A 20904-nucleotide genomic window follows, 5' to 3' on the forward strand; every position below is an offset into this window, starting at 1 on the left:
TCCTACAAGGGACCACCAACCCAGAATAACAATCCACAGAGGTTGAACCATGGCTGTCAGCAGCGAACGTGCAGGCAACAAACCGTTGATCGAGAAGCGCTCGATCGACTACATCCCGGAGGCGGAAAGACACGGTCGTCTGTTTAGCCAGTTCACCTTGTGGATGGGTGCCAACCTGCAAATCACCGCGATTGTCACCGGGGCCCTGGCCGTGGTGTTGGGCGGTGACGTGTTCTGGTCGTTGATCGGTCTGTTGATCGGCCAACTGATCGGCGGTGGGGTAATGGCGCTGCATGCCGCGCAAGGGCCCAAGCTCGGCCTGCCGCAGATGATCTCCAGTCGCGTGCAATTCGGCGTATATGGCGCGGCCATCCCGATCGTGCTGGTGTGCCTGATGTACCTGGGCTTCACCGCAACGGGAACCGTGCTGTCCGGCCAGGCGCTGGGCCAGTTGTTTGGCGTCAGCGACAGCGTTGGCATCCTCATCTTCGCCAGTGTCATCGTGCTGGTGACGGTGCTCGGTTATCGGGTGATCCATTGGATCGGCCGTGTGGCCAGTGTCATTGGCGTGATTGCCTTTGTTTATCTGTTCAGCCGCTTGATGAGCCAGGTTGACGTTGGCGCACTGTTGCAAATCCGTCACTTCAGCTGGAGCAGCTTCCTGCTCGCGGTGTCGCTCGCGGCGTCCTGGCAGATCGCCTTCGGCCCTTATGTGGCTGACTACTCCCGCTACCTGCCGAGCAAGGTTTCCTCGGTGAAGACCTTTTTCGCCGCAGGCGCAGGTTCGGTGATTGGCGCACAGGTGGCGATGATCCTCGGCGTGTTTGCCGCCGCATCGGCCAACGGCCAGTTCGCCGGCCACGAAGTGGCCTACATCGTTGGTCTGGGCGGAACCGGTGCCACCGCTGCGCTGCTGTACTTCAGCATCGCATTCGGCAAGGTGACCATTTCCACGCTCAATTCCTACGGCAGCTTCATGTGCATTGCGACCATCATCAGCGGTTTCCGTGGTGACCTGAAGGTATCGCGCTTGCAGCGTCTGCTCTTCGTGCTGGCCATCGTAGGTGCCGCGACCTTGATGGCGTTGCTCGGCCAGCACTCGTTCCTCGGTGCGTTCAAGTCCTTCATCCTGTTCCTGCTGGCGTTCTTCACGCCATGGAGCGCGATCAACCTGGTGGATTACTACTGCATCACTCGCGAGCGCTATGACGTACCGGCGCTGTCCGATCCGAACGGTCGCTACGGCCGTTGGAATGCCCTCGGTATCAGCGTCTATGTTTTCGGTGTGCTGGTGCAGCTGCCGTTCATCTCCAGCAAGTTCTACACCGGCCCGCTGGTGGCAGTTCTGGGCGATGTGGATATTTCCTGGATCATTGGTCTGGTGATTCCCGCAGCCCTGTATTACGTGTGTGCGAAAAAATGGCACGGCTCAGTGCCTGATCAACTGATCCTGCCGGTCGAGCAGGGCGTGGTCACCGAACAAACGCTGACTGTCGGTCGCGCTGCGGCGCAGGCCTGACTGGACGTGGACAGGGCTGGATGCCTCTTGACTGCCGTAAGCCAATTCATGATTAGGAGCGTCACTACAATGAAATCGAACAAGACCCTGCTGACCACATTGCTTTCCATGGGCCTGCTGGCCAGCGCCGGCGCCACTCAGGCAGCGGGCTGGTGCGAGTCGGGCAAACCGGTGAAATTCGCCGGCCTTAACTGGGAAAGCGCCATGTTGCTGACCGACGTGATGCAACTGGTTTTGGAAAAAGGCTACGACTGCAAGACCGACAGCTTGCCAGGCAACTCCATCACCATGGAAAACGCCCTGAGCAGCAACGACATCCAGGTGTTTGCCGAAGAATGGGTCGGCCGCAGCGAGGTCTGGAACAAGGCCGAGAAGGCCGGCAAGGTCGTCGGTGTCGGCGCGCCGGTGGTTGGTGCGATCGAAGGCTGGTACGTGCCGCGCTACGTGATCGAAGGCGATGCCAAGCGCAAGCTGGAAGCCAAGGCTCCGGATCTGAAAAACATCGCCGACCTGGGCAAATACTCGGCGGTGTTCAAGGATGCCGAAGAACCCTCCAAAGGGCGCTTCTACAACTGCCCGGCCGGCTGGACCTGTGAGCTGGACAACAGCGAAATGCTGAAAAGCTACGGCCTGGAAAGCAGCTACACCAACTTCCGCCCAGGCACCGGCCCGGCACTCGATGCCGCCGTGCTGTCGAGCTACAAGCGTGGCGAACCGATCCTGTTCTACTACTGGTCGCCAACCCCGCTGATGGGCCAGGTCGACGTAGTGAAACTCGAAGAAAAACCCGGTGTGAACAAGACCGTGGATATCAAGGTTGGCCTGTCCAAGACCTTCCACGACGAAGCGCCGGAACTGGTCGCCGTGCTGGAAAAGGTCAACGTTCCGATCGACCTGCTCAACCAGAACCTGGGCCGCATGACCAAAGAGCGGATCGAGTCGCCAAAACTGGCCAAGATCTTCTTGAAGGAACATCCTGAAGTCTGGCATGCATGGGTGAGTGAAGACGCAGCCAAGAAAATCGACGCGGCCTTGTAGGTCGGGCTTCTCCGGCTGCCGCCAACGGCAGTCGGATGCTTGATCGCAACCCCTTGATTGAGAGCCTCTTATGTTTCCCGAAAGCTTTACCTTTTCCATCGCCGACTGGGTCAACGGTTGGGTCGATTCGCTGGTCACCAACTACGGCGACGTTTTCCGCAGCATCTCCGACACCCTGCTGTGGGCCATCGTCAATCTTGAAGGCCTGCTGCGTGCCGCACCCTGGTGGCTGATGCTGGCGATCGTGGCCGGTGTGGCCTGGCACGCGACCCGCAAGGTCGTGACCACTGCCGTCATCGTTGGTTTGCTGTTCCTGGTGGGTGCGGTAGGCCTCTGGGACAAGTTGATGCAGACCCTGGCGCTGATGATGGTGGCGACGGTCATCTCGGTACTGATCGGCGTCCCGTTGGGCATCCTCTCGGCCCGCAGCAATCGCTTGCGTTCGGTGCTGATGCCGTTGCTGGACATCATGCAGACCATGCCGAGCTTCGTGTACCTGATCCCGGTGCTGATGCTGTTCGGCCTGGGCAAGGTCCCGGCGATCTTCGCCACCGTGATCTACGCCGCGCCACCGCTGATCCGCCTGACCGACCTGGGGATTCGCCAGGTTGACGGCGAGGTGATGGAGGCGATCAATGCCTTCGGGGCCAACCGTTGGCAGCAACTGTTCGGCGTGCAACTGCCGCTGGCCCTGCCGAGCATCATGGCCGGGATCAACCAGACCACCATGATGGCCCTGTCGATGGTGGTGATCGCCTCGATGATCGGCGCCCGTGGCCTGGGCGAAGATGTGCTGGTGGGGATCCAGACCCTCAACGTCGGACGCGGCCTCGAAGCCGGTCTGGCGATCGTGATTCTGGCCGTGGTGATCGACCGCATTACACAGGCGTACGGTCGTGCACGGCATGAGGTGAGCAAATGAACAACGCAACCGTGAGCAAGATCGAAGTCAAGAACGTCTTCAAGATTTTCGGCAACCGTTCCAAGGAAGCGCTGGCCATGGTCGGCCAGGGCAAGACCAAGGACCAGGTGCTGGCCGAAACCGGCTGCGTGGTCGGCGTGAACGATTTGTCCCTGAGCATCGGCAGCGGCGAGATCTTCGTGATCATGGGCCTGTCCGGTTCCGGCAAATCCACCCTGGTGCGCCACTTCAATCGCCTGATCGACCCGACCAGCGGCGCGATCCTGGTGGACGGTGTGGACATCCTGCAATACGACATGGAAGCCCTGCGCGAATTTCGCCGGCGCAAGATCAGCATGGTGTTCCAGAGCTTCGGCCTGCTGCCGCACAAGAGCGTGCTGGACAACGTCGCCTACGGCCTGAAGATCCGTGGCGAGAGCAAGCAAATGTGTGCCGAGCGCGCGCTGCACTGGATCAACACCGTGGGCCTCAAGGGCTACGAAAACAAGTACCCGCACCAGCTCTCCGGTGGCATGCGTCAGCGTGTGGGCCTGGCCCGGGCCTTGGCGGCGGACACTGACATCATCCTGATGGACGAAGCCTTCAGTGCCCTCGACCCGCTGATCCGCGCCGAGATGCAGGACCAGTTGCTGGAACTGCAAAAGACCCTGCACAAGACCATTGTCTTCATCACTCACGACCTCGACGAGGCCGTGCGCATCGGCAACCGTATCGCGATCCTCAAGGATGGCCGCCTGATCCAGGTCGGCACGCCGAAAGAGATCCTGCATTCGCCGGCGGATGAATATGTCGACCGCTTCGTGCAGCGTCGGGCGGCGGTGGTTTAAGAGATTTTCGGTGGCTGTTCGGGCCCCTTCGCGAGCAAGCCCGCTCCCACATTTGGAATGCAATCCCCCTGTGGGAGCGGGCTTGCTCGCGAAGGCGGCGGTGAAGCTGCATCAATATTTGGATGAGGTTGAAGATGTCCCAGGCTGAAAAAATCGTTATCACCGAGGCGCAGGTTACTTGGCAGGACGTGGTCGCCGTCGCCCGTCATGGCGCGCAGCTCGAGCTGTCGGCACCGATCTGGGCACGGATTGAAAACGCCCAGGCCATCGTCCAGCGCATCGTCACCAGCGGCGAGCGTGCCTACGGCATCAACACCGGGCTGGGCGCGTTGTGCAACGTCTCACTGCAGGACGAACAACTCAGCCAGTTGTCACGCAACACCTTGCTCAGCCACGCTTGTGGCGTCGGCGCGCCGCTGTCCAACGAGCAGGCGCGCTCGATCATGTGCGCAGCCGTCGTCAACTACAGCCACGGCAAGTCTGGCCTGCACCGGCAGGTGGTCGAAGCGCTGCTGGCGTTGCTCAACCGTGGCATCACCCCGCAAGTGCCATCCCAGGGATCCGTGGGCTACCTGACCCACATGGCCCACATCGGCATCGCGTTGCTGGGCGTCGGCAATGTCAGCTATCGCGGGCAGATCGTATCCGCGCACCAGGCCTTGGCTGAAGAAGGCTTGCAACCGGTCAAGCTGGGCGCCAAGGACGGTCTGTGCCTGGTCAATGGCACACCCTGCATGACCGGCCTGAGCTGCCTGGCGATCGCCGACGCTGCCCATCTGTTGCATTGGGCCGACGTGATCGGTGCCATGAGCTTCGAGGCCCAGCGCGGGCAGATCGACGCGTTCGATGCCGAAATCATCGCGCTCAAGCCGCACCCGGGCATGCAGCAGGTGGGCATCAACCTGCGCGCGTTGCTTGACGGCAGCGAAGTGATTGCCCAGAGCAAGGGCATTCGCACCCAGGATGCCTTGAGCATTCGCTCGATTCCGCAGGTGCACGGTGCCGCTCGCGACCAACTGCTGCACGCGACCAAACAGATCGAAACCGAACTCAACAGCGCCACCGACAACCCGCTGGTGCTGGGCACCGCAGACAACTACCGCGTGGTGTCCCAGGCCAACCCGCACGGCCAGTCCGTGGCATTGGCGGCGGACCTGCTGGCCATCGCCATGGCCGAAATCGGCTCCATCGCCGAGCGTCGTCTCGACCGATTGATCAACCCGCACGTCAGTGGCTTGCCGGCGTTTCTGGTGGCCAACCCCGGGGTGAACTCCGGGATGATGATCGTGCAATACGTGGCCGCTTCGCTGTGCGCGGAAAACCGCCAGCTGGCGCAACCGGCAGTGCTTGATAACTACGTCACCTCGGGCCTGCAGGAAGATCACCTGAGCCTGGGCACTAACGCCGCGCTCAAGCTGCATCGCGCCCTGGAAAACTGCACGCAGATCCTCGCCATCGAGTACCTGCTGGCGGCCCAGGCGTTTGAGTTCCTCAAGGAGCAACGCTTCGGCGCCGGTACCGATGCCGCCTGGCGCCTGCTGCGCGAGCGGGTTGCGGCCTACGATCAGGACCGTTGGCTGGCGCCGGATATCGCGGCCGCTGCCAGTGTTCTGAAAGACCCTGTCTTGTTGCACAAAGCCTTACCGAATTTGAACTGATTTCACTACAAAACCAGCGTGCCAAGGCGCCAGCCCCCTCAAGAAGGGGGAAGCGACGGACAACGGATATCTCCGGAGCGTCTGGTAGTTAATAACAACTCTCACAAGGAGCATGAAATGACTGCGCTTAATTTGATCCCTGGCCAGCTGACCCTCGCCCAACTGCGTGACGTGTATCAGCAACCGGTGACACTGACCCTCGACAACAGCGCCTCGGCCCAGATCGAAGCCAGCGTTGCCTGCGTGGAACAGATCCTCGCCGAGAACCGCACCGCCTATGGCATCAACACCGGCTTCGGCCTGTTGGCTTCGACCCGCATCGCCAGCGAAGACCTGGAAAACCTCCAGCGCTCGCTGGTGTTGTCCCACGCCGCCGGTGTCGGCCAGCCGATCAGCGACGATCTGGTGCGGTTGATCATGGTGCTCAAGGTCAACAGCCTGAGCCGTGGTTTCTCCGGCATCCGCCGGGTAGTGATCGACGCGCTGATCGCCCTGATCAACGCCGAGGTCTACCCGCACATTCCGCTCAAAGGTTCGGTCGGTGCATCCGGCGACCTGGCGCCGTTGGCACATATGTCGCTGGTACTGCTGGGTGAAGGCAAGGCGCGTTACAAAGGCGAGTGGATGGAAGCGACCGAAGCGCTGAAAGTCGCCGGCCTGACTCCGCTGACCCTGGCGGCGAAAGAAGGCTTGGCGCTGCTCAACGGTACCCAGGTGTCCACCGCGTTTGCTTTGCGTGGCCTGTTCGAAGGCGAAGACCTGTTCGCCGCAGCCTTGGCGCTCGGTGGCCTGACCGTTGAAGCGGTGTTGGGCTCGCGTTCGCCGTTCGATGTGCGAATCCACGCCGCTCGTGGCCAGAAAGGCCAGATCGACGCCGCTGCCGCTTATCGTGATTTGCTGGGCGAGCGCAGCGAAGTTTCCGATTCCCACGAAAACTGCGAAAAAGTACAGGACCCTTACTCCCTGCGCTGCCAGCCACAAGTCATGGGTGCCTGCCTGACCCAGTTCCGTCAGGCCGCTGAAGTGCTGGCCATCGAAGCCAACGCCGTGTCCGACAACCCGCTGGTGTTTGCCGCTGAAGGCGACGTGATTTCCGGCGGTAACTTCCACGCCGAACCGGTGGCCATGGCCGCTGACAACATGGCGCTGGCTATCGCTGAAATCGGCTCCCTGAGCGAGCGCCGCATCTCGCTGATGATGGACAAGCACATGTCGCAGCTGCCGCCGTTCCTGGTGGCCAATGGTGGCGTGAACTCCGGCTTCATGATCGCCCAAGTGACTGCAGCCGCACTGGCCAGCGAAAACAAGGCGCTTTCCCATCCGCATTCGGTGGACAGCCTGCCGACCTCCGCCAATCAGGAAGACCACGTGTCCATGGCCCCGGCTGCGGGCAAGCGACTGTGGGAAATGGCCGAGAACACCCGTGGGATTCTCGCTGTTGAATGGCTGGCGGCGGTGCAGGGCCTGGACTTGCGCAATGGCCTGAAGAGCTCGCCGAAACTGGAAAAGGCTCGGGCGATTCTGCGTAACGAAGTGCCGTTCTATGAGAAGGACCGTTTTTTCGCCCCGGACATCAATGCGGCGACCGAGTTGTTGGCTTCGCGTTGCCTGAACGAGCTGGTGTCGGCGAAGTTGCTTCCTAGCCTGTAAGGGCCTCTTCGCGAGCAAGCCCGCTCCCACAGGAGAACGCATTTCAATGTGGGAGCGAGCCTGCTCGCGAATCGATTTTGAATAACACGAGGACTTGGGATGAAAACCCTCTGGCAACACTGCCACGTCGCAACCATGACGCAAGGCGTCTACTCGATCATCGAGGATGCGGCCATCGTGACGTCCGGTGCGCACATCGAGTGGGTCGGCCCGCGCAGTGAACTGCCGTCTGGCGAGTACCCGGCGGTCAATGATTTGAACGGGGCCTGGGTCACTCCAGGCCTGATCGACTGCCACACCCACACGGTGTTCGGCGGAAATCGCAGTGGCGAATTCGAGAAACGACTGCAAGGTGTCAGTTATGCGGAAATCGCCGCAAGCGGCGGCGGCATCGCCAGCACCGTGCGGGCCACTCGCGCGGCCAGTGAAGACGAACTGTTCGCCAGCGCCGCCAGGCGCCTGAAAAGCCTGATGCGCGATGGCGTCACCAGCATTGAGATCAAATCCGGCTACGGCCTCGACCTGGCCAACGAACGCAAGATGCTGCGGGTAGCCCGGCGTCTTGGCGCCGAGCTGCCGGTCAGCGTACGCAGCACCTGCCTGGCGGCGCACGCCTTGCCGCCGGAATACGCCGATCGCGCTGACGATTACATCGATCACATTTGCAGCGAAATGCTCCCGGCACTGGCCGCCGAAGGGCTGGTGGACGCGGTGGATGCGTTTTGCGAATACCTGGCGTTTTCCCCTGCCCAGGTCGAGCGCGTGTTCATCACCGCCCAGGCACTGGGCCTGCCGGTGAAGCTGCACGCCGAGCAACTCTCGTCCCTGCACGGTTCGAGCCTGGCGGCGCGTTACCACGCACTGTCGGCCGATCACCTGGAATTCATGACCGAGGACGACGCCATCGCCATGGCCAAATCCGGCACAGTGGCCGTTTTGCTGCCTGGCGCCTTTTACTTCCTGCGCGAGACCCAGTTGCCGCCGATGGAGGCCTTGCGCAAGCATGGCGTGAAAATCGCCATTGCCAGCGACCTCAACCCCGGCACCTCGCCAGCGCTGTCGTTGCGCCTGATGTTGAACATGGCCTGCACCTGTTTCCGCATGACCCCGGAAGAGGCCCTGGCTGGCGCGACCATCCATGCGGCGACCGCGTTGGGCATGGCCCAGACGCACGGTTCGCTGGAGGCGGGCAAGGTTGCAGATTTCGTTGCCTGGCAAATCGATCGCCCGGCCGACCTGTGCTACTGGCTGGGCGGAGACCTGGAAAAACGCGTCGTGCGTCACGGCGTCGAAACGAGCGTTTAGGAGAACAGTTGTGGATAAGGTTCTGAATTTCAAACAAGGCCGTGTGCCGCTGCTGATCAGCATGCCTCACGCCGGCCTGCGCCTGACCCCGGCGGTCGAGGCGGGGTTGATTCCCGACGCGAAAAGCCTGCCGGACACCGATTGGCACATCCCCCGGCTTTACGATTTTGCTGCAGAACTGGGTGCCAGCACCTTGGCCGCCGAGTATTCGCGATTCGTCATCGACCTGAACCGGCCGTCCGACGACAAGCCTTTGTATGTCGGCGCGACCACCGGCCTGTACCCGGCGACACTGTTCGACGGCATTCCGTTGTTCCGCGAAGGGCACGAGCCTTCCAAAGAAGAGCGTGCGACCTATCTGGAGCAAATCTGGACGCCGTATCACAGCACGCTGCAGAACGAGCTGGCGCGACTCAAAGCCGAGTTCGGCTATGCGCTGCTGTTCGATGCGCACTCGATTCGCTCGATCATCCCGCACCTGTTCGACGGCAAGCTGCCGGACTTCAACCTCGGCACCTTCAATGGCGCCAGTTGCGATCCGCAGCTGGCGAGTCAGCTGGAAGCCATCTGCGCCGCTCATCCGGATTACAGCCATGTGTTGAACGGGCGCTTCAAGGGCGGCCACATCACCCGGCATTACGGCAATCCGGCAGAAAATATCCATGCCGTGCAACTGGAGTTGGGCCAGTGCACCTACATGGAAGAGTTCGAGCCGTTCCGTTATCGCCCGGACCTGGCGGAGCCGACGCGTGTGGTATTGAAAGAGTTGTTACAGGGTTTGCTCGCGTGGGGTGAGGAACGCTACAAACGCTGAATCCCGGCGCAGGCTGTGATCTTTTGATCCTGAAAAATCAAACCCAAAAGATCGCAGTCTGCGGCAGCCCTACAGGGGACATGCTCATTGACGTAATTCGGGTTTATGATGCCCAACGGCAGAATAATAGAAGTCCCCCCAGGGATGACCTCGACCCCCTTACGGAGTGCGCAATGCAGACTTTGTACCCGCAGATCAAACCCCACGCCCGGCACGATCTGGCCGTCGACGAGACCCACACGCTGTATGTCGACGAAAGCGGTTCACCGCAAGGTTTGCCGGTGGTGTTCATTCACGGCGGCCCCGGTGCCGGCTGCGATGCCGCGAGTCGGTGCTACTTCGATCCCAACCTGTACCGCATTGTCACTTTCGACCAGCGCGGTTGCGGTCGCTCCACCCCCCACGCGAGCCTGGAAAACAACACCACCTGGGATCTGGTCGCCGACCTCGAGCGGATCCGCCAGCACCTGGGCATCGACAAATGGGTGCTGTTCGGCGGCTCCTGGGGTTCAACCCTGGCGCTGGCCTACGCGCAAACCCACCCGGAGCGTGTGCACGGGCTGATCCTGCGCGGGATATTTCTCTGCCGTCCGCAGGAAATCGAATGGTTCTATCAAGCGGGCGCCAGCCGCCTGTTCCCGGATTACTGGCAAGACTACATTGCGCCGATCCCGTTGGACGAGCGCCATGACCTGCTCAACGCCTTCCACAAACGCCTGACCGGCAATGACCAGATCGCCCAGATGCACGCGGCCAAAGCCTGGTCTACCTGGGAAGGTCGCACCGCCACCCTGCGTCCGAATCCGCTGGTGGTCGACCGCTTCTCCGAGCCTCAGCGCGCGTTGTCCATCGCCCGTATCGAATGCCACTACTTCACCAACAATGCTTTCCTCGAGCCGAACCAGCTGATTCGCGACATGGGCAAGATCGCCCATTTGCCAGGCGTCATCGTCCACGGTCGTTATGACGTGATCTGCCCGCTGGATAACGCCTGGGAACTTCACCAGGCTTGGCCCAATAGCGAGCTGCAAATAATCCGTGACGCGGGCCATGCCGCTGCCGAACCGGGGATTACCGATGCATTGGTGCGTGCGGCCGATCGAATGGCCCGGCGTCTGCTCGACCTCGCCCCCGAAGAAGCATGAAGGGCCTGTTGCAACGCGTGCGCGGCGCGCGAGTCGAGGTAGCAGGTGAGGTGGTGGGTGCGATCGACCAGGGTTTGCTCGTGCTGGTAGCCGTCGAGCCGGGCGACACGCGGGCCAGCGCCGACAAACTTCTCAATAAGCTGCTTAACTATCGAGTGTTCAGCGACGCTGAGGGCAAGATGAACCTGTCCTTGGCGGATGTGAGTGGCGGGTTGCTGCTGGTCTCGCAGTTCACCCTGGCCGCCGATACCAAGAGCGGGTTGCGTCCGAGTTTCTCGACTGCTGCCCCTCCAGCCTTGGGCGAGGAGCTTTTCGACTATCTATTAGGCAAAGCGAAACAGGTGCATGGCACTGTGGCATCAGGTAGATTCGGCGCGGATATGCAGGTGCACTTGGTCAATGACGGCCCTGTGACCTTCCTGTTACAGACCTGAAAGCGCTTGAAACATCTTTTTTGAGCGCATTTCGACTGAAAACAGGCGTTTTTCCCAATAAATACTTTGTTACCCCTGATGCGTTGTAACGCGGCCTACTAGATAATCGCGCGCTACGGGGATCAGCGTTCGTTGGTCCATTTTGACTTAGGTAGAGACTTGTCCGGATCCGATTGGGGAATCATTTTGCCCCAGCGGAGTCGGAACAATGCTCGCCAACTTGGCAAGAGTGGTCTGCAGGACCGGTTTTTTTATGCCGGATGCCTACAGGCCCTTTAACTGGCCGTTGGTTTTTTGATCTGTTTTCGGCGAGGGTTGCTCGTGATTGTTAGTCCCTGTAACGCACCAAAATTGACTGCCAAACGGTTTCGTAGCGCATTGGTAGCGGGTTCGGCACTGTTGTGCCTGCTCAGCGCCGGCCAGCTTTGGGCATTCAGTCTGGATGATGTATCGGTCAAGGCAAAAGAGCTGGCCGGGCAAAAGTACGAAGCTCCGCGCAGTAACCTGCCGAACGAATTTCGCGAGATGAAATTCGCCGATTATCAGAAAATTCGCTTCCTGACTGAAAAAGCAGAATGGGCCGATCAGAAGACCCCGTTCAAGCTGTCCTTCTATCACCAGGGTATGCATTTCGATACGCCGGTGAAAATCAACGAAATCACGGCGAACACCGTCGAAGAGATCAAGTACGACCCAAGTCGTTTCGATTTCGGTGACGTCAAGTTCGATCCAAAGGCCACCGAACAACTCGGTTATGCCGGTTTCCGCGTCCTGTACCCAATCAACAAGGCTGACAAGCAAGACGAAATCATGACCATGCTCGGCGCGAGTTATTTCCGCGTGGTCGGCAAGGGTCACGTCTACGGATTGTCCGCTCGCGGCATGGCGATCGATACTGCCTTGCCGTCCGGTGAAGAATTCCCGCGTTTTCGCGAGTTCTGGATTCAGCAACCGAAACCCGGCGACAAGCACCTGGTGATCTTCGCCCTGCTGGATTCGCCACGGGCGACCGGAGCCTATCGCCTGACGCTGCGTCCGGGCAGCGACACCATTGTCGACGTCAAGGCGCAGATGTTCCTGCGTGACAAGGTCGGCAAACTGGGTATCGCGCCGTTGACCAGCATGTACCTGTTCGGCGCCAACCAGCCGTCGAAAGTGCTGAACTATCGCCGCGAATTGCACGATTCCAGCGGCCTGGCCATCCATGCCGGTAACGGCGAGTGGATCTGGCGTCCGCTGAACAATCCGAAACACCTGGCGGTGAGCAACTTCTCGGTTGAGAACCCGCGTGGCTTTGGCTTGCTGCAACGTGGCCGTGACTTCAGCCACTACGAAGATCTCGACGACCGCTACGACAAGCGCCCAAGCGCCTGGATCGAACCGAAGGGCGACTGGGGCAAGGGCTCCGTCGATCTGGTAGAGATTCCGACTGCCGACGAAACCAACGACAATATCGTGGCTTTCTGGAGCCCGGACACGATGCCGGAACCTGGCCAGCCGCTGGACTTCGCCTATCGCATGCACTGGACCATGGACGAAGCCTCGATTCATGCCCCGGACAGCGCCTGGGTCAAGCAGACCCTGCGTTCCACCGGTGACGTCAAACAGTCCAACCTGATTCGTCAGCCGGACGGTAGCGTTGCCTATCTGGTGGACTTCGAAGGCCCCTCCCTGGCGGCGTTGCCGGCAGATGCGGACGTTCGCAGCCAGGTCAGCGTCGGTGAGAACGCCGAGCTGGTGGAAAACAGCGTGCGCTACAACCCTGAGACCAAGGGCTGGCGCCTGACCCTGCGGATGAAGATCAAGGACGCGAGCAAGGCCACCGAGATGCGTGCTGCGCTGGTGCAGAGCATCGTGCCAGCCGATTTGGCCAAGACTTCTCTGCCCGTGTCGAACTCTTCCGTTGCCAAGGCCGACAAGGTCGCCGCCAAGCAGCAGGAAAAAGCCGACAAGGAAGCGAAGGCAGCCGAAGCCAAGCAGGCCGAGGCCAAGCCGGTCGCAGATGCCAAGGACGCGGCAAACAACAAAGACGCCACGCAGCCTGCTGCTGCCGACGCGGCCCCAGCCACACCGGAATCGGCACCGACTGAAGAAGTCCTGACCGAGACCTGGAGTTATCAGTTGCCTGCCGATGAGTAATTCTCAAGTACAGCCAGAGACGCTTTCCGAGTATCTGGCACATCTGCCGATGACCGACCAGCAGCGCGCGGAACTCGCGGGCTGCCAGTCCTTCAGCGAATTGCACGAGCGTTTGTCGTCTTCGACATTTGACGCCCCGACCGACGCTGCCCAGGCTTCGGTTGGCAAGCGCCTGACCCTGAGCACTGCCGAAGAATTGCAGGACGCCGAAATGCTGGCGCTTGACGTCAGTGGTCGGGTCGTCCTCAAGGCGACCCCACCGATTCGTCGGACCAAGGTCGTGCCGGAGCCATGGCGAACCAATATCCTGGTGCGTGGCTGGCGTCGCCTGACCGGGCGTACCAACCCGCCGAAGCCGCCGAAGGACGAGAATGTCTTGCCAGCGGCGCGCTGGCGCACGGTCGGTTCGATCCGTCGCTACATTCTGCTGGTACTGATGCTCGGCCAGACCATCGTCGCCGGCTGGTACATGAAAGGCATCATGCCGTATCAGGGCTGGTCGTTCGTCGACCTGGAAGAAGTCCTGCATCAACCGCTGCTGCAAACGGCCACGCAAGTGCTGCCGTACGCCTTGCAGACCAGCATCCTGATCCTGTTCGGGATTCTGTTCTGTTGGGTCTCGGCCGGGTTCTGGACTGCACTGATGGGCTTCCTCGAGTTGCTCACCGGTCATGATAAATACCGCATCTCCGGCAAAAGCGCTGGCAACGAGCCGATTCCGAAGGACGCGCGCACCGCATTGGTGATGCCGATCTGCAACGAAGACGTGCCACGAGTATTTGCCGGTCTGCGTGCAACGTTCGAGTCGGTAGCAGCCACGGGTGACCTGGATCGCTTCGACTTCTTCGTCCTCAGCGACAGTAACGACGCGGATATCTGCGTCGCCGAGCAACAGGCCTGGCTGGACGTCTGCCGCGAAGCCAAGGGTTTCGGCAAGATTTTCTATCGCCGCCGCCGTCGTCGTGTGAAGCGTAAAAGCGGCAACCTCGACGACTTCTGCCGGCGCTGGGGGGGTGACTACAAGTACATGGTCGTGCTCGACGCCGACTCGGTGATGAGCGGTGAGTGCCTGACCAGCCTGGTCCGCCTGATGGAAGCCACGCCGGACGCCGGGATCATCCAGACCGCGCCACGGGCGTCGGGCATGGACACCCTGTATGCGCGCATGCAGCAGTTCGCGACCCGCGTGTACGGTCCGCTGTTCACCGCCGGCCTGCACTTCTGGCAGTTGGGCGAATCGCACTACTGGGGCCACAACGCGATCATCCGCATGAAGCCGTTCATCGAGCACTGCGCCCTGGCGCCGTTGCCGGGTAAAGGCGCGTTTGCCGGTGCGATCCTGTCTCACGACTTCGTCGAAGCCGCGTTGATGCGCCGTGCCGGTTGGGGTGTGTGGATTGCCTACGACTTGCCGGGCAGCTACGAAGAGCTGCCGCCGAACCTGCTGGACGAACTCAAGCGTGATCGCCGCTGGTGCCACGGCAACCTGATGAACTTCCGCCTGTTCCTCGTGAAAGGCATGCACCCGGTGCACCGCGCAGTGTTCCTGACCGGCGTGATGTCCTACCTGTCGGCGCCCTTGTGGTTCTTCTTCCTGGTGCTGTCTACGGCGCTGCTGGCAGTCAACACGCTGATGGAGCCGCAGTACTTCCTCGAACCGCGCCAGCTTTATCCATTGTGGCCACAATGGCATCCGGACAAGGCAATCGCGCTGTTCTCGACCACGGTCGTGCTGCTGTTCCTGCCAAAACTGTTGAGCGTCATCCTGATCTGGGCCAAGGGCGCGAAAGAGTTCGGCGGCAAGCTCAAGGTGACCTTGTCGATGCTGCTGGAGATGCTGTTTTCCATGCTGCTGGCGCCGGTGCGGATGATTTTCCACACCCGTTTCGTGCTCGCCGCGTTCCTCGGCTGGGCCGCGACCTGGAACTCGCCGCAGCGTGACGACGACTCCACGCCATGGAGCGAGGCGGTCAAGCGCCACGGCCCGCAGACCTTGCTGGGCTTCTTCTGGGCACTGCTGGTGATCTGGCTGAACCCGAGCTTCCTGTGGTGGCTGGTGCCGATTGTCGGTTCTCTGATGCTGTCGATCCCGGTGTCGGTGATTTCCAGTCGTGTCGGCCTGGGCCTGAAGTCCCGCGACGAGAGCCTGTTCCTGATTCCGGAGGAATACAATCCACCGCAGGCACTGCTGGCCACCGACCAATACACCCACGAAAACCGCTGGCATGCGCTGAATGACGGCTTTATCCGTGCGGTGGTCGATCCGCAGCAGAATGCCCTGGCATGCTCGCTGGCGACCTCGCGTCACCGTGAGGCCGAGCCGATCGAATGGCTGCGGGTCGAGCGGGTGCGCCACGCCATGAAAGTCGGGCCTGAAGGCCTGACCAACAATGAGCGTGTGCAACTGCTGAGCGATCCGGTGGCATTGGCTCGTTTGCATGAGCAGATCTGGAGCGAAGGTCACCCCGAGTGGCTGGGTGCGTGGCGCAAGTCGGTCCAGGCCGATCCGCACGCTCCGCTGTTACCGCTCCAACCGCTGATCGTTCAAGCCCAACCGGCCTGATGAAAAGCCCCGCTTGATAGCGGGGCTTGATTGCTCCCACGCAGAGCGTGGGAACGATCATGATCACCAACAATTCCCACGCAAACCCTTGTCGAGTGCGTTAGCATCCGTCCCCGAATTGGTGCGCCCGGACCGTTTTGTGTCCGTATCTGCCTGTTTTCCTTGGGGAACTGTCGATTTCGCGCCGCAAACGTCATGGTTTTGGGGGATTAAGATGAAGAAGTATCTGTCGATGCTGCTGGTCGGCGTCACAGCACTGGTTGCAGTCAGCGCGGCGCAGGCCGGTGCCATTGATGACGCGGTCAAGCGCGGCACCTTGAAAGTCGGTATGGACCCGACCTACATGCCGTTCGAAATGACCAACAAACGTGGCGAGATCATCGGATTCGAAGTCGACATCCTCAAAGCCATGACCAAGGCCATGGGCGTCAAGCTGGAGCTGGTGTCCACCGGCTATGACGGCATCATCCCGGCTTTGCTGACCGACAAGTTCGACATGATCGGCAGCGGCATGACCCTGACCCAGGAACGCAACCTGCGCCTGAATTTCAGCGAACCCTTCATCGTCGTCGGCCAGACCCTGCTGATCCGCAAGGAACTGGAAGGCACCATCAAGTCCTACAAAGACCTGAACACCGCCGACTATCGCATCACCTCCAAGCTGGGCACCACCGGCGAAATGGTCGCCAAAAAACTGATTGCCAAGGCCAAGTACCACGGCTACGACAATGAGCAGGAAGCGGTGCTCGACGTGGTCAACGGCAAGGCCGACGCCTTCATCTACGACGCGCCGTACAACGTTGTCGCCGTGAACAAGGTCGGCAACGGCAAACTGGTGTTCCTCGACAAGCCGTTCACTTACGAGCCGCTGGCGTTCGGGCTGAAGAAGGGTGACTACGACAGCATCAACTTCATCAACAACTTCCTGCACCAGATCCACGAAGACGGCACCTACGATCGTATCCATGACAAGTGGTTCAAAGACACCGCCTGGCAGAAGGACATGGAGTAACACCTCTACTTGATCGTTCCCACGCTCTGCGTGGGAATGCCGCCCGGGACGCTCCGCGTCCCTTCGCAAGCGTGACGCAGAGCGTCACAGGATGCATTCCCACGCAGAGCGTGGGAACGAGCGAATCAGAGAAGCGTTCATGAAACAGAAAAAAGCCCAATGGCCCTGGCACGTGCTGACCGTGCTGGTGTTGATCGGCCTTGCCGGCGCGTTGTATTACGCCACCTCGCTGATGTCCTACGAATGGCGCTGGAATCGCGTACCCCAGTACTTTGCCTACCACGCCGAAGAGTCCCAGCGCGCCGCCGACATCTCCACCGTCAGCGAACTGGTGCGCAAGGGCGACAAGGCTGAAGTCACCCTGCGCAATGACGCGGGCGACGAGCAGCACATGACCGTCGACGACAATAGCCTGCAAGTCGCCCAGGGCGATGACGTGGCCGAAGGCGATGTGATTGGCGTCACCCGTCATTGGGCCGCCGGACCGTTGTTGTGGGGGCTCTGGACCACGTTGTGGCTGTCGGTGGTGTCCGGTGTGCTCGGGCTGTTGATCGGCCTGGCGACGGGCCTGTGCCGGCTGTCGAACAACCCGACCCTGCGCGATCTCTCGACCATCTACGTCGAACTGGTACGCGGTACGCCGCTGCTGGTGCAGATCTTCATTTTCTACTTCTTCATCGGCACCGTGATGAACCTGTCCCGGGAGTTCGCCGGGATCGCCGCGCTGTCGCTGTTCACTGGCGCCTACGTCGCAGAGATCATCCGCTCCGGTGTGCAGTCGATTGCCCGTGGCCAGAACGAAGCCGCACGTTCCCTGGGCTTGAGTGCGGGGCAGTCGATGCGCCATGTGGTGTTGCCGCAAGCGTTCAAGCGCGTGTTGCCACCGTTGGCCGGGCAGTTCATCAGCCTGGTGAAAGACACATCGCTGGTGTCGGTGATTGCGATTACCGAGCTGCTCAAAAGTGGTCGTGAAGTCATCACCACCTCGTTCTCGCCGTTCGAAATCCTGTTCTGCGTTGCTGGCCTGTACCTGTTGATCAACCTGCCGCTGTCGAAAATCGCCAGTCGGCTTGAGCGGAGGCTCGCGCAAAGTGATTGAAGTCCGCGATCTGGTAAAAGTCTATGACACCCGTGGTCAGGTGGTGCGGGCGGTGGACAACGTCAGTACGAACGTCGCCAAGGGCGAGGTGCTGGTGGTGATCGGTCCGTCCGGCTCCGGCAAGTCGACCTTCTTGCGCTGCCTCAATGGCCTGGAAGAGTTCGATTCGGGTTCGGTGAGCATCGATGGCCTGCAACTGGCCGACCCTAAAACCGATGTGAACGCCTATCGTCGCGAAGTCGGCATGGTGTTCCAGCATTTCAACCTGTTCCCGCACATGACCGTGTTGGAAAACCTCTGCCTGGCGCAGAAGGTCGTGCGCAAGCGCGGCAAGAAAGAGCGCGAGGCCAAGGCCATGGTGCTGCTGGAGAAGGTCGGGATCGCGCAGAAGGCCAACGAATTTCCATCGCGATTGTCCGGCGGTCAGCAACAGCGGGTGGCGATTGCCCGCGCGCTGGCGATGGAGCCGAAGGTCATGCTCTTCGATGAGCCGACCTCGGCGCTGGACCCGGAAATGGTCGGTGAAGTGCTGGACGTGATGAAAAACCTGGCCGTGGAAGGCATGACCATGGTCTGCGTCACCCACGAAATGGGCTTTGCCCGGGAAGTAGCGGATCGGGTGCTGTTCTTCGATCACGGCAAGCTGCTGGAAGACGCCTCGCCCGCGCAGTTCTTCGATGCGCCGAAGGATCCGCGGGCGCAGGCCTTCCTTCGTCAGGTCCTTTAATTTCACCGGCCTCTTGGCCGCCTTCGCGAGCAGGCTCGCTCCCACAGTAGTTCGGGTGAACACAGAGTATGTGTCTACTACAAAGTCTGTGGGGGCGAGCCTGCTCGCGATAGCATCACCTCTATGAATCTCTTCAAACCCTGAACCGGCCCACCAGCATCTGCAAATGCGTCCCCAGCCGCGCCAGCTCAATGCTGGACGCCGCCGTCTCTTCGCTCGCTGCGGACGTCTGGTCCGACACATCGCGTACATTCAGCACGCTGCGGTTGATCTCTTCGGCCACGGCGCTCTGCTGTTCTGCAGCGGCGGCAATCTGCTGGTTCATTGCCTGGATCGCCGACACCGTGCGGGTGATGTTCTCCAGTGAGCCGCCGGCGCGACGGGTCAATTCCACGCTGCTGTCGGTGAGGGCGCGACTGTTGTCCATGATGTTCGCGACATGCTGCGTGCCGTTTTGCAGGCCGACGATCAGCTCTTCGATCTCTTCGGTGGACTTCTGGGTGCGTTGCGCCAGGCTGCGAACTTCGTCGGCGACGACCGCAAAACCGCGTCCGGCCTCGCCAGCGCGGGCCGCTTCGATGGCTGCGTTGAGCGCCAGCAGGTTGGTTTGCTGGGCGACGGACTTGATCACGTCGAGCACACTGCCGATCTTGTCGCTTTCGCGCTTGAGCTCGCCCATGGCCTCGGTGGAGTGACCCACTTCCAGGGCCAGGCGCTCGATCTGGGCGATGGCTTCGCCTACCACCTTGTCGCCTTCGCGGGCCTGTTGATCGGCAGCGACGGCGGCCTCGGAGGCTTCCTCGGCGTTGCGCGCGACTTCCTGCACCGTGGCGGTCATTTCATTCATGGCGGTGGCCACCTGGTCTGTCTCGACCTTCTGGTTGGTGACACCGGCGCTGGTTTGCTCGGTGACGGCGGACAGTTCTTCCGCGGCGCTGGCAATTTGCGTAACGCCATCGCTGATCCCGCCGATCAGTTCACGCAAGCCCAGGGTCATGCTCTGGATGGCCCGTTGCAGTTGGCCAAGTTCGTCCTGACGCTGGGACAGCAGGTTGTGGGTCAGGTCGCCGGCGGCAATGCGCTCGGCCGCCTTGAGGGTCTGGTTCAGCGGAATGACGATCTGCCGGGTGATGGCCCAGGCGGCAAACAGGCCAAAGACCAGCGCCAGGACGGTGGCCAGCAACAGCATGTTCTTGGCGTGCGCTACGTCGGTATCGCGCACCAGGGTTTGCGAGACGGTGAGCTTGTTGCTGACATTGAGCAGAATTTCGCCCTGGGCAGCCATGTGCTTGAAGGCGTCGGCGCTGGCGGTCTGGGAATCATGATACTGGCTGACCGCGGCGCGGTAGGCCTTGAGGGAGTCGGTCGCTTGCTGCAGGTTACCGATGTGTTGTTCCGGCAGCTGCGACGGCAGGCTTTGCAGATATTTCAGGGCGTTGTCGATGGCGTCCAGCGCCGGCTGTTCGGCCTCGGCCTTGCCGCTATAGGTGTAGCCACGCACCTGGAAGCGCGCCTGCTGGATCAGTTTGCTCAGGTCGATCACGCTGTTGAACTGCGCCACGCTGTCGCCTTGCAGCATGGATTTTTCCACTTCGGCGACTTTGGCCACGGCATTGTCGGCGGTGGCGCCCAGTTTGCTGCGGGCGTCTTCGCGGCTGGCGCTGACCTGGGTCAGGGTGGCGAAGGCTTGCTTGTATTGGCTGACGGCGGCCAGTTGCTGGTCGATCATGGCCACGTCGGCGGGTTGCTCGATCATCTTGCGAGCCGCTTGCAGGCTGGTATCGAGCTTGCCCAGCATATCAGTGACGGCACCGGGGCCCTGTTCGCCGCGGCGCATTTCGTAATCCAGGCGGGCGATGCGCAGGTCCTTGGTCATTCCGTTGATCTCGGAGATGAACCCCAGCGTATCACCGCGGCGGGTCACGTCGCTCAGGCCGGTCCAGCCGGTGAAGGTGATCAGCATCGTCAACAGCAGCACAAGACCGAAGCCGACGCCCAGCTTGCGGTTTACGCTAACGTTTCCCAGTTTATCGGCCAGCCATTGGTACATGC

16 protein-coding genes and 1 pseudogene are annotated in these 20904 nt (G+C 61.0%); 15 read left to right on the top strand and 2 right to left on the bottom strand.

Annotation, left to right across the window (positions count from 1 at the left end):
- The first annotated feature begins 49 nt into the window (after window positions 1-49).
- The 15 genes from NQL71_RS10865 (at window position 50) to NQL71_RS10935 (ending at window position 18852) form a co-directional block, all read left to right on the top strand.
- Window positions 50-1519 carry a purine-cytosine permease family protein gene (locus NQL71_RS10865; protein ID WP_046816920.1) on the top strand — a complete coding sequence of 490 codons (1470 nt, stop codon included), beginning with the start codon at window positions 50-52 and terminating at the stop codon, window positions 1517-1519.
- Between the two features lie 69 nt (window positions 1520-1588).
- Window positions 1589-2557: an ABC transporter substrate-binding protein gene (locus NQL71_RS10870; RefSeq protein ID WP_046816921.1), complete on the top strand. Its 969-nt coding sequence runs from the start codon at window positions 1589-1591 to the stop codon at window positions 2555-2557.
- 70 nt (window positions 2558-2627) lie between these two features.
- A complete protein-coding gene (locus tag NQL71_RS10875) occupies window positions 2628-3479 on the top strand; it encodes an ABC transporter permease (RefSeq protein ID WP_046816922.1) in 852 nt (283 codons plus the stop codon).
- Window positions 3476-4306, top strand: coding sequence for a quaternary amine ABC transporter ATP-binding protein (locus NQL71_RS10880; protein ID WP_052760638.1), 831 nt, complete (start codon window positions 3476-3478; stop codon window positions 4304-4306). Before NQL71_RS10875 ends, NQL71_RS10880 begins: the two co-directional genes overlap by 4 nt.
- Before the next feature lie 134 nt (window positions 4307-4440).
- Complete coding sequence (hutH, locus tag NQL71_RS10885; protein WP_046816923.1) at window positions 4441-5964, top strand: histidine ammonia-lyase; 1524 nt, start codon at window positions 4441-4443, stop codon at window positions 5962-5964.
- Window positions 5965-6081: 117 nt separating this feature from the next.
- A complete protein-coding gene (gene hutH / locus NQL71_RS10890; protein WP_046816924.1) occupies window positions 6082-7614 on the top strand; it encodes a histidine ammonia-lyase in 1533 nt (510 codons plus the stop codon).
- A 99-nt stretch (window positions 7615-7713) separates the two neighbouring features.
- Window positions 7714-8919 (top strand): imidazolonepropionase, encoded by a 1206-nt coding sequence (gene hutI, locus NQL71_RS10895; RefSeq protein ID WP_046816925.1) that lies wholly within the window; start codon window positions 7714-7716, stop codon window positions 8917-8919.
- A gap of 10 nt (window positions 8920-8929) precedes the next feature.
- Entirely contained in the window at window positions 8930-9733 is an 804-nt protein-coding gene (gene hutG, locus NQL71_RS10900) for an N-formylglutamate deformylase (protein WP_046816926.1), read from the top strand.
- Between the two features lie 173 nt (window positions 9734-9906).
- Window positions 9907-10878 (top strand): prolyl aminopeptidase, encoded by a 972-nt coding sequence (gene pip / locus NQL71_RS10905; RefSeq protein ID WP_046816927.1) that lies wholly within the window; start codon window positions 9907-9909, stop codon window positions 10876-10878.
- On the top strand, window positions 10875-11312 hold the full coding sequence (gene dtd, locus NQL71_RS10910) for a D-aminoacyl-tRNA deacylase (RefSeq protein ID WP_077185462.1): 438 nt from the start codon (window positions 10875-10877) through the stop codon (window positions 11310-11312). The genes pip and dtd overlap by 4 nt, the downstream gene beginning before the upstream one ends.
- 321 nt (window positions 11313-11633) lie before the next feature.
- Entirely contained in the window at window positions 11634-13451 is a 1818-nt protein-coding gene (locus NQL71_RS10915) for a glucan biosynthesis protein G (RefSeq protein WP_046816929.1), read from the top strand.
- Window positions 13444-16014: a glucans biosynthesis glucosyltransferase MdoH gene (mdoH, locus tag NQL71_RS10920; protein ID WP_046816930.1), complete on the top strand. Its 2571-nt coding sequence runs from the start codon at window positions 13444-13446 to the stop codon at window positions 16012-16014. Before NQL71_RS10915 ends, mdoH begins: the two co-directional genes overlap by 8 nt.
- Window positions 16015-16228: 214 nt before the next feature.
- Window positions 16229-17026: a transporter substrate-binding domain-containing protein gene (locus NQL71_RS10925; protein ID WP_046816931.1), complete on the top strand. Its 798-nt coding sequence runs from the start codon at window positions 16229-16231 to the stop codon at window positions 17024-17026.
- A gap of 139 nt (window positions 17027-17165) precedes the next feature.
- Complete coding sequence (locus tag NQL71_RS10930) at window positions 17166-18125, top strand: amino acid ABC transporter permease (RefSeq protein WP_046816932.1); 960 nt, start codon at window positions 17166-17168, stop codon at window positions 18123-18125.
- The gene (locus NQL71_RS10935) at window positions 18118-18852 is read left to right on the top strand and encodes an amino acid ABC transporter ATP-binding protein (RefSeq protein WP_077185460.1); all 735 of its coding nucleotides are present in this window, start codon (window positions 18118-18120) and stop codon (window positions 18850-18852) included. The genes NQL71_RS10930 and NQL71_RS10935 overlap by 8 nt, the downstream gene beginning before the upstream one ends.
- 133 nt (window positions 18853-18985) lie before the next feature.
- Here the strand turns inward: NQL71_RS10935 and NQL71_RS36770 are convergent, their stop codons facing one another.
- Together NQL71_RS36770 and NQL71_RS36775 are read right to left on the bottom strand one after the other, a co-directional pair.
- Window positions 18986-19849 (bottom strand): methyl-accepting chemotaxis protein, encoded by an 864-nt coding sequence (locus NQL71_RS36770; RefSeq protein ID WP_425520682.1) that lies wholly within the window; start codon window positions 19847-19849, stop codon window positions 18986-18988.
- A pseudogene (locus tag NQL71_RS36775) lies at window positions 19844-20902 on the bottom strand (methyl-accepting chemotaxis protein); the annotation flags it as partial. The pseudogene NQL71_RS36775 and the gene NQL71_RS36770, both read right to left, overlap by 6 nt.
- Window positions 20903-20904 lie beyond the last annotated feature (2 nt).

The organism is Pseudomonas serbica, assembly GCF_028823535.1.
Lineage (GTDB): Bacteria > Pseudomonadota > Gammaproteobacteria > Pseudomonadales > Pseudomonadaceae > Aquipseudomonas > Aquipseudomonas serbica.

Excerpts from the sequence above, each read along its gene's own strand:
- hutH (WP_046816924.1), top strand. The coding sequence starts at position 6,082 with ATGACTGCGCTTAATTTGATCCCTGGCCAGCTGACCCTCGCCCAACTG.
- NQL71_RS10925 (WP_046816931.1), top strand. The coding sequence starts at position 16,229 with ATGAAGAAGTATCTGTCGATGCTGCTGGTCGGCGTCACAGCACTGGTT.
- NQL71_RS10875 (WP_046816922.1), top strand. The coding sequence starts at position 2,628 with ATGTTTCCCGAAAGCTTTACCTTTTCCATCGCCGACTGGGTCAACGGT.
- mdoH (WP_046816930.1), top strand. The coding sequence starts at position 13,444 with ATGAGTAATTCTCAAGTACAGCCAGAGACGCTTTCCGAGTATCTGGCA.
- dtd (WP_077185462.1), top strand. The coding sequence starts at position 10,875 with ATGAAGGGCCTGTTGCAACGCGTGCGCGGCGCGCGAGTCGAGGTAGCA.
- NQL71_RS10870 (WP_046816921.1), top strand. The coding sequence starts at position 1,589 with ATGAAATCGAACAAGACCCTGCTGACCACATTGCTTTCCATGGGCCTG.
- pip (WP_046816927.1), top strand. The coding sequence starts at position 9,907 with ATGCAGACTTTGTACCCGCAGATCAAACCCCACGCCCGGCACGATCTG.
- NQL71_RS10930 (WP_046816932.1), top strand. The coding sequence starts at position 17,166 with ATGAAACAGAAAAAAGCCCAATGGCCCTGGCACGTGCTGACCGTGCTG.
- NQL71_RS10865 (WP_046816920.1), top strand. The coding sequence starts at position 50 with ATGGCTGTCAGCAGCGAACGTGCAGGCAACAAACCGTTGATCGAGAAG.
- hutH (WP_046816923.1), top strand. The coding sequence starts at position 4,441 with ATGTCCCAGGCTGAAAAAATCGTTATCACCGAGGCGCAGGTTACTTGG.
- NQL71_RS36770 (WP_425520682.1), bottom strand. The coding sequence starts at position 19,849 with ATGACCCTGGGCTTGCGTGAACTGATCGGCGGGATCAGCGATGGCGTT.
- hutI (WP_046816925.1), top strand. The coding sequence starts at position 7,714 with ATGAAAACCCTCTGGCAACACTGCCACGTCGCAACCATGACGCAAGGC.
- NQL71_RS10880 (WP_052760638.1), top strand. The coding sequence starts at position 3,476 with ATGAACAACGCAACCGTGAGCAAGATCGAAGTCAAGAACGTCTTCAAG.